The 7,707-nt window shown below is 66.5% G+C and carries 8 protein-coding genes and 1 pseudogene; 7 read left to right on the top strand and 2 right to left on the bottom strand.

The window, feature by feature from the left end; genetic code table 11:
- Window positions 1-355 precede the first annotated feature (355 nt).
- Window positions 356-520, bottom strand: a complete 165-nt coding sequence (locus tag KY389_RS13600) for a hypothetical protein (RefSeq protein ID WP_219831530.1) — start codon at window positions 518-520, stop codon at window positions 356-358.
- Between the two features lie 258 nt (window positions 521-778).
- Between KY389_RS13600 and KY389_RS13595 the strand changes: the two genes are divergently transcribed.
- The 7 genes and pseudogenes from KY389_RS13595 (at window position 779) to KY389_RS13570 (ending at window position 6,913) form a co-directional block, all read left to right on the top strand.
- Window positions 779-1,660, top strand: a complete 882-nt coding sequence (locus tag KY389_RS13595; RefSeq protein WP_219831529.1) for an MbnP family copper-binding protein — start codon at window positions 779-781, stop codon at window positions 1,658-1,660.
- Between the two features lie 204 nt (window positions 1,661-1,864).
- Entirely contained in the window at window positions 1,865-2,932 is a 1,068-nt protein-coding gene (locus tag KY389_RS13590) for a methanobactin export MATE transporter MbnM (protein ID WP_246588129.1), read from the top strand.
- A 22-nt stretch (window positions 2,933-2,954) separates the two neighbouring features.
- A complete protein-coding gene (locus KY389_RS13585) occupies window positions 2,955-3,491 on the top strand; it encodes a YcnI family copper-binding membrane protein (protein ID WP_219831527.1) in 537 nt (178 codons plus the stop codon).
- Window positions 3,492-3,634: 143 nt separating this feature from the next.
- Window positions 3,635-5,200 carry a copper resistance CopC/CopD family protein gene (locus tag KY389_RS13580; protein WP_219831526.1) on the top strand — a complete coding sequence of 522 codons (1,566 nt, stop codon included), beginning with the start codon at window positions 3,635-3,637 and terminating at the stop codon, window positions 5,198-5,200.
- An 11-nt stretch (window positions 5,201-5,211) separates the two neighbouring features.
- The gene (locus KY389_RS13575) at window positions 5,212-6,042 is read left to right on the top strand and encodes a copper uptake system-associated protein (RefSeq protein WP_219831525.1); all 831 of its coding nucleotides are present in this window, start codon (window positions 5,212-5,214) and stop codon (window positions 6,040-6,042) included.
- Between the two features lie 338 nt (window positions 6,043-6,380).
- A pseudogene (locus tag KY389_RS15910) lies at window positions 6,381-6,478 on the top strand (IS5/IS1182 family transposase); the annotation flags it as partial.
- A 144-nt stretch (window positions 6,479-6,622) separates the two neighbouring features.
- Entirely contained in the window at window positions 6,623-6,913 is a 291-nt protein-coding gene (locus tag KY389_RS13570) for a transposase (RefSeq protein WP_281426540.1), read from the top strand.
- On the opposite strand, the gene KY389_RS13565 is transcribed toward KY389_RS13570, so the two are convergent.
- Window positions 6,910-7,695 carry an amino acid ABC transporter ATP-binding protein gene (locus tag KY389_RS13565; protein WP_281426539.1) on the bottom strand — a complete coding sequence of 262 codons (786 nt, stop codon included), beginning with the start codon at window positions 7,693-7,695 and terminating at the stop codon, window positions 6,910-6,912. The two genes, KY389_RS13570 and KY389_RS13565, sit on opposite strands and share 4 nt — an antisense overlap.
- Between the last annotated feature and the right edge of the window lie 12 nt (window positions 7,696-7,707).

Raw genomic sequence — 7,707 nt, 5'->3', positions numbered from 1 at the left:
CGCTACGGCGCTATGGGAAAGCGCGCGTGCGGCCAGCGGGGCTACCCGTCAGCTACACCACCGGCGGGGAAACGACCGGCTGGACGAGGACTACAACGACAGCCACCCGCATTCAGGGATGAAAATGCGCTCACCCCGCGAATTCATCGCAGATCAAACCGCCACCGCCTGAGTGTCCGGTGAAACGGGGGCAAGACCAATGTTCCGCTGCAACCGGTGCGCAGGTTCGACACTACCAAAGTCCCGCAAGTTCACGCTTGCACCGGGCAATATGTCACGATTGCGCGAGTAACTGGCACAGGATAAACCGTCCCATATGGGAAGGTCGCGCATCATGATCGGGAACCGGACAGTGTCAGTGCTTTGCGCGCTGGCGCTGATGCTCGTTGCCTTCGCGCACCGCCCTGTTGAGACCGACCCGCGCCTGTCCGACCCCCAGATCGGCGGCTATCTGTCGCTCGGTGGGTCGCTTGCCGACCTCTGCCTGTCTGGCGATGACACCCAGGATCACGCGGCTCATGCCGACTGCCCGGCATGTACCATCGCGAAGACGATGGCGCTGGCCCCGGCATATCTTATCCCTGTGGTTCTGGTCGCTTGGCCGAGCCACGGGGCGGCCTGGCCCGAAACCCTCGTCCTGACCGGTCACAATCCGCGCGCGCCGCCAGCCCGGGGTCCCCCGTCCATTCAGTTGATCTGACGTCGCTGTGGTCCGCGATGCGCGGGCCATGTCTGTCCGCCTGCGCGCGGAAATCTGATCAAACTGGATGACCCCTACATGAAACGCTTCCTTCTTGCGGCCACGGCCGCCCTCATCGCTGGTCCGGCACTGGCCGACATGGCCGTCGAAATCCCCTTCACCGCCGAAGTCGCGGGCGCGCCCTTTGCCTGCACCGACAGCTTCAGCAGCCTTGGCAGCGCCGCGACCGAGGTGCAGTTCCTCGACTTCCGCCTTTTCGTCTCCTCGGCCAACCTGATCGCCGCCGACGGCACCCGCGTGCCTGTAGCACTGGAACAGGACGGCGCCTGGCAGGTCGAGAACATTGCCCTTCTCGACTTCGAGGACGGCACAGGCTCCTGCGCCAATGGCACGCCGCAGGTGAACACCACGCTCCGTGGCACTGTGCCAGAGGGCGAGTATCGCGGCCTCGAGTTCGAGATTGGCGTGCCCTTCGACTGGAACCATGGCGACCCCACCACCGCGCCTGCGCCGCTGAACCTGACGGCCATGTTCTGGAACTGGCGCGGCGGCTACAAGTTCGTCAAGATCGAATTCGCCCCGGTCATGGCCATGGGCATGAACGCCGCTGCCACGACACATTCCGAAGGCGCGGGTGATGGCGGCCCAGGCGGCTGGATGCTCCACCTTGGCTCGACCATGTGCGCCGCCCCCGAGGCGACAACCCCGCCGTCCGAGGCTTGCGCGAACCCCAACCGCGTGGCCGTGTCCCTGCCCGATTTTGTGCCGGGCACCAGCACCGTTGTCATCGACCCCGCCGCTGTCGTGGCGGGCGCGGACCTGACGCAGAACACGCCCGAGACCAGCCCTGGCTGCATGTCCTTCCCCGACGATCCCGACTGCAACACGGTGCTGCCGCGTCTGGGGCTGGCGTTCAACGATTTCCCGGCTGAAGAGCAGCTGCTCGTCTCGATGCGCTGACGGGCGGTCATGCGTCGCTTCGCAAGCCTCGCTCGCATCGCAGGGAGCGGGGCCTTTCTGGCCCCTCTCCTCATCCTTGGCGCGTCGGCTGTCCTGGCCGCCGGTCTTCTGCCGCGGGGCACCGCACCGGCAGAGGAAACGGCTGCGGCGGCGAGCGAGCGCCCCACCATTCTTGATGCCTTCCGTTGGCCGATGCCCGCCTGGATGCCGCCGCCACCGGTGCCAGACGACATCACCATGTCGCCCGAACTGGTCGATCTGGGTCGCCACCTGTTTTATGACGCGCGTCTGTCGGTGGACGGCCGGACCGCCTGCGCCTCATGCCACCAGCAGGAACTGGCCTTCAGCGACGGCCGTCCGGTCAGTGTCGGCGCGCATGGCACCGTCGGCCATCGCAATTCGCCGTCGCTCGCCAATGTGGGCTACATGCCCACGCTGACCTGGGCCAACCCGCATTTCACCACCCTGGAGTTTCAGGCGCTGGTGCCGATGTTCGGCACCGAACCGGTCGAGATGGGGATGGCAGGGCGGGAGGATGCGCTGTTCGCGCGCCTCGCTGCCGATCCCTATTACGCCGAAGCCTTCCCTGCGGCCTTCCCCGACCGGCCCGCGCCCGATCTCTACACGATCACCCGCGCGCTCGGGGCCTTCCAGCGCACGCTGATTTCGCTGAACAGCCCGTATGACCGCGCGACCTACTATGGCGAAGCCGACGCCATGTCGGACGCCGCCCGTCGCGGGCAGGCGCTGTTCTTCGATCACCGGCTGGAGTGTTACCACTGCCACAGCGGCGCGCTGTTTTCCGACAACATGCAGACCGCGCGCACCCCGTTCCCCGAGAACGCCTTTCACAACACTGGGCTCTACAACATCGGCGGCACGGGCGCCTACCCCGCCGGCGGCCTTGGCCTTTACGAATTCACCGGCGTTGCCTCCGACATGGGCCGCTTCCGCACTCCGTCCTTGCGAAACGTGGCCGTCACCGCGCCCTACATGCATGACGGCTCCATCGCGACGCTGGAGGAGGTGATCCGACATTACGCCGCGGGCGGACGCACGATTCCCGACGGGCCCCATGCGGGTGCGGGCCATGAAAACCCATATCGCGACAGCCTGATCGTCGGATTCGAGATCTCGGACGCCGAGATCGCCGATCTCACAGCCTTCCTCGAAAGCCTGACGGATCAGGATTTCCTGACCGATTCGGCCTTCGCGGACCCCTGGCCGGATGGGCACCCGGCCAATGCGAACAGGGTCATGCCCCTCAACTGAAACCGAAAAGGAAAACGCCAACATGAAACATGTTCTTGCCGCCGCCGCCGTCATTCTGCCCCTGACCATGGGGTCGCAGGCGCTGGCCCATGCCACCTTTGCCGAAAGCGAAGTCGTTCAGGGCCAGACCGCCCGCCTGACCCTGCGCGTGCCGCATGGCTGCGGCGACGAGGCGACGCTGCGCGTGCGCATCCAGATCCCCGAGGGGCTGATTGCCGCGCAGCCGATGGTGAAGGCGGGCTGGACGCTGGAAACCGTCACCGGCCCCTACGAGAATACCTATGAACTCCGGGGCAAAACCGTCACCGAGGGCGTGCGCGAGATCATCTGGTCGGGCGAGCTGCCGAGCAAGTTCTACGACGAATTCGTGTTCCGCGCCCGCGTGACCGACCGTCTGCCCGCAGGTGAAATGGTCTATATCCCAGCAATCCAGGAATGCGCCAACGGTGCCGAACGCTGGATCGAGATCCCGGCGGCGGGGCAGGACAGTCATGATCTGCAAGACCCTGCGCCCGGCGTGATGGTGGTCGCCCCGGACGCGCACGGCGACGAGCATTGAGATGCGTGCAGGCCGCTCCGCGGAGGTGTCCCTTGCCGGCCTGCACGCTGATGCGCCCGCAACCATTCCTGTTTGCGTCGTGCTGACTTCCCGCCGGGTCGATCCTTCGGACCCGGCAAGCTTTTTTGCCGGATGATCTGACCATGCGCAGCTTGCTTTTCGTTCTCCTTCTTGCCCTCCTGCCGGTTCAGGCACTGGCCCACGCGCAATTGCGTGCATCCGACCCTTCCGAAGGGGCGGTTCTGGCCGTGGCGCCCCAGATGCTGACGCTGGAGTTCAACGAGGCGGTCTCGCCGCTGATCATGCGGCTCATCGCGCCGGATGGCCGTGCCACGGATCTGGACGGGACGGCACAGAATGCCACTGTCAGCGCCGTTCCTCCGGCAGACCTTGCCGAAGGGACATGGCTTCTATCCTGGCGCGTCGTGTCCTCCGACGGCCATCCTGTCGGCGGCAGTCTGGCATTTCACATCGGCCAGCCCTCGGCCACGCCACCGACCCCGGCCGAGCTTGCGGCGTGGGCCGCGCGGATGGCTGCCGCCCTGCGTCTGGCGCTGACGGTCGCGCTCGTCGTTGCGGTCGGCGCGGCGTTGCATGCGGGGATTGTGGCCCGCGACGCGCCGTCTCCGACCTTGCGTCGCCTTGCGACACTGTCTGCGGTGGTCGCAATCCCTGTCGGCATTGCCCTGATCGGGGTGCAGGGGCTGGACATGCTGTCGCTGTCGCCATTGGCGCTGTTGACGGCGCAGCCCTGGCAGGCGGCGCTGGCCTCGCCCCTTGCCGTCACCGTGGCGCTGGTAGTGGTCTCCGGTGTCTTCGCTATCGCTGGCCTTCACGCGGCAGGTCAGGGCCTGCGTCTTGCGCTGTCGCTTGTGGCCTGGGCACTCGGCGCGCTGTCCTTCGCCGCCTCGGGCCATGCAGCCGTGGCCCCGCCGCGGGCCCTGACCCTTCCGGCAGTTGCCTTGCACGCGGCCGCGGTGATCTTCTGGATGGGGGCGCTGCTGCCGCTGCTGTCCGCCCTGCGCGGGCCGAACCCGGCGCTCATCTTGCGGCGCTTTTCCGGTCTGGCCGTGCCGATGGTGGTGGTTCTGATCCTGAGCGGGGCCGCGTTGACATGGGCGCAGGCGGGCAGCCTGTCCGTGCTGGCCGGGTCCGCCTATGGCATGGTGCTTGGCGCAAAACTGCTGCTGGTGGCGGCGCTTCTTGTGCTGGCGCTCCGCAACCGCCTTGTACTGACGCCTGCACTGGCGTCAGGTCACGCACAGGCCGCCCCACGCCTTGCCCGCGCCATCCAGGCCGAGATCGTGCTGGGCGTTGTCATCCTGGCCCTTGCTTCCAGCTTTCGCCTGACGCCCCCGCCGCGCGCCCTGATCGAACCGGCCGCGCCGCTTTATGCCCATATCCACACCAACCGCGCCATGGCCGACATCCGCCTGACCCCCGGCCGCGCGGGTCCGGTCGCGGTGACGCTGGGCTTCCAGACCAGCGATTTTGGCGAACTGGTCCCACGCGAGGTCGAAGTCGTTTTCGCCCAGCCAGAAGCCAGGATCGAGCCCATCCGCCTGACCGCCCTGCAAGGCGGCGACGGGCTCTGGCACGCCGGGCCGGTGACGCTGCCGGTTCCGGGCGGTTGGGAGGTCACATTGCGCCTGCTGGTGACCGAATTCGAGCGTGTGACGCTCACCGACACCCTGATGCTTCCCGATTGACCGGAGACACCATGAAACGCCTGTGCATAGGCCTTGCCGTCATGGCCGTTCCCGCAACCGCACATGAGGTGACGACCGAAAGCCTTGTTATCGATCACCCTTACGCGCTTGAAACGCCCGCCACCGCCATGTCCGGGGCGGGCTACATGACCATCACCAACTCCGGCAGCGAACCCGACCGCCTGCTGGCGGTGCGCGCGGATTTCCCCCGCGTGACGCTGCACGGCACCGAGACCGACGCGGAGGGCGTGACCCGGATGGTGCCGGTCGAGGGGATCACGATCGCCCCGGGCGAGACGGTGACATTGGCCCCGGGTGGCATGCACGTCATGTTCATGGGTCTCGATGGCGACCCGTTCGAGGAGGGCGAGCGCATCCCCGCCACGCTGGTCTTCGAGCGCGCCGGCGAAATCGCGGTCGAGTTCTGGATCGAACCGCGCACCGGCGCCACGACCGGGCATGAGGGCTACGACCAAGACGCGCTTGCCCCCGCACCCGACCCGACGCAAACCGACGCTGTCAGGGCCGCCCTGCGCGACCTGCTTGGGCCCGAGGCTGCCTTTGGCCCCCTGGCGATCGCAGGGGATGCCGCGGTCGCGACCTGGCAGGCGGGGGGAGAGGCCGGGCGGGCCTTGCTTCGGGCCGAGGCGAAGGGCTGGCGCGTCGTCGCCCTATCTGGCGAGAGCTTGCGCCTTGCAGCAACTTTCCGGGTCCTCGGTCTTTCGCCGCACCGGGCGGCCGAGCTTGAGCGGGCGGTGACGGTTGCCGAAGCGGACCTCGATGCCTCAGAGCGAAGCGCGGTGGACGGTTTCGTCGGCACCGTGCTGCTTGCCAACGAATGAGGTCGGGCAATCGGAAGACCTGCTGCTGGCCGGGAGGTTCCCGGAGCGGCGCTTCGGTTCCGATCCGCCAGACAGCGGCAAGCCTCTGGTCGTGACGCGCACTCGGGACGCGGCCGCGGGACGCAGGAGGTGGGATGCAACAGCGCACCCGGCCGAGAGGCGCGGAGAATCTCGATGCCGGGGGGCGTTGGACGGGCGGTGGCAAGGTGGTCCTGCAAGAGGCGGGTGTGCGGTCCGACTGACCTGCCCCTGTTTTTAGGGCCACTCGTAAGTCGAGTTTGTTCTCTTTTTGTGTGCCATTATTCGGCGGTGCGCGCCCACCAGCACGCCGCGGGTATTCGGCGGTGCGCGCCTACCAGCACGCCGCGGGCGGAAAGGGGGTGCGGATCACGCCATCGGCCGCTCTCGCGGGGGTCCGACGACGAAGATTCATGCCCCTGGAAGATCCATGCCTTGGTCAAGGCGCGCGGCCTGCCGGTGCGGCTTGTGCTGACGCCCGGCCAGGCGCCGGACAAGCCAGGCGTCAGACAAGACTGCATCAGACAAGACGACGACATCCGATCCTGTCGGCCCGCGCGGGCTGACCGGCGGCGTCGTGGCCGACCGCGGCGGCTTCGCGCAGGCCGTCATGGCCGCCATCGAGGCCTTCGGCGCGACCGCCCATATCCCGGCCAGAGCAACGTCAAGGTGGCCCGAACCCGTGGACCGGACGATCTACCGCGAGCGCAACCGGATCGAGCGTTTCTTCAACAAGCTCAAGCCCTTCTGCGGCATCGCCGCGCGCTGCTTCAAGACCGCCGCAAACGTCCTCGCCGCCCTCCACCTCGCCTGTGCCAGGCTCTGGATCAAGGCACATGAGTCCACGACCTAGTGGCCAAGGATCTGGCTGAGGAACAGCCTGGTCCGTTCCGATTGCGGGTTGTTGAAGAAGTCGGTTGGGTTATTTTGTTCGACGATCTGCCCCTGATCCATGAAAATCACCCGATTGGCGACCGCTTGCGCAAAGCCCATCTCGTGCGTGACGCAGAGCATGGTCATCCCCTCTTCGGCGAGCTGGATCATCGTATCGTGGACTTCCTTGATCATCTCGGGGTCGAGGGCGGAGGTCGGTTCGTCGAACAGCATGATGCGGGGCTGCATACAGAGCGCGCGCGCTATGGCAACGCGCTGCTGCTGGCCCCCCGAAAGCTGACCGGGATATTTGTGCGCCTGTTCCGGAATCTTGACCTTCTCAAGGAAGAGCATCGCGGTTTCTTCGGCCTGCTTGCGCGGGATCTTGCGGACCCAGATCGGCGCGAGGGTGCAGTTTTCCAGCACTGTCAGATGCGGAAAGAGGTTGAAGTGCTGAAACACCATGCCGACTTCAGAGCGGACCTTGTCGATGTTCTTGATGTCGCTGGTCAGCGCGATCCCGTCGACGATGATGTCGCCGGTCTGGTGCTCCTCAAGCCGGTTGATGCAGCGAATCAGCGTCGATTTTCCCGACCCCGAGGGACCGGCGATGACGATGCGTTCGCCCCGGTAAACCGTCAGGTTGATGTCGCGCAGGACGTGGAAGCTGCCATACCACTTGTTCATGGCGCGGATGTCGATGGCGACCTCGTCGCTGACCGTCATCTGGCTGCGGTCGATCTGACGTTCGATGGTTTCCATGATCGGTGGTCC

Origin of the sequence: Paracoccus bogoriensis, assembly GCF_019431455.1 — a bacterium.
Classification (GTDB): domain Bacteria; phylum Pseudomonadota; class Alphaproteobacteria; order Rhodobacterales; family Rhodobacteraceae; genus Paracoccus; species Paracoccus bogoriensis.
The sequence above is the reverse complement of the archived record's forward strand: the minus strand, read 5'-3'. Positions and strand labels throughout refer to the sequence as shown.

Excerpts from the sequence above, each read along its gene's own strand:
- KY389_RS13585 (WP_219831527.1), top strand. The coding sequence starts at position 2,955 with ATGAAACATGTTCTTGCCGCCGCCGCCGTCATTCTGCCCCTGACCATG.
- KY389_RS13595 (WP_219831529.1), top strand. The coding sequence starts at position 779 with ATGAAACGCTTCCTTCTTGCGGCCACGGCCGCCCTCATCGCTGGTCCG.
- KY389_RS13600 (WP_219831530.1), bottom strand. The coding sequence starts at position 520 with ATGAGCCGCGTGATCCTGGGTGTCATCGCCAGACAGGCAGAGGTCGGC.
- KY389_RS13565 (WP_281426539.1), bottom strand. The coding sequence starts at position 7,695 with ATGGAAACCATCGAACGTCAGATCGACCGCAGCCAGATGACGGTCAGC.
- KY389_RS13580 (WP_219831526.1), top strand. The coding sequence starts at position 3,635 with ATGCGCAGCTTGCTTTTCGTTCTCCTTCTTGCCCTCCTGCCGGTTCAG.
- KY389_RS13575 (WP_219831525.1), top strand. The coding sequence starts at position 5,212 with ATGAAACGCCTGTGCATAGGCCTTGCCGTCATGGCCGTTCCCGCAACC.
- KY389_RS13590 (WP_246588129.1), top strand. The coding sequence starts at position 1,865 with ATGCCGCCGCCACCGGTGCCAGACGACATCACCATGTCGCCCGAACTG.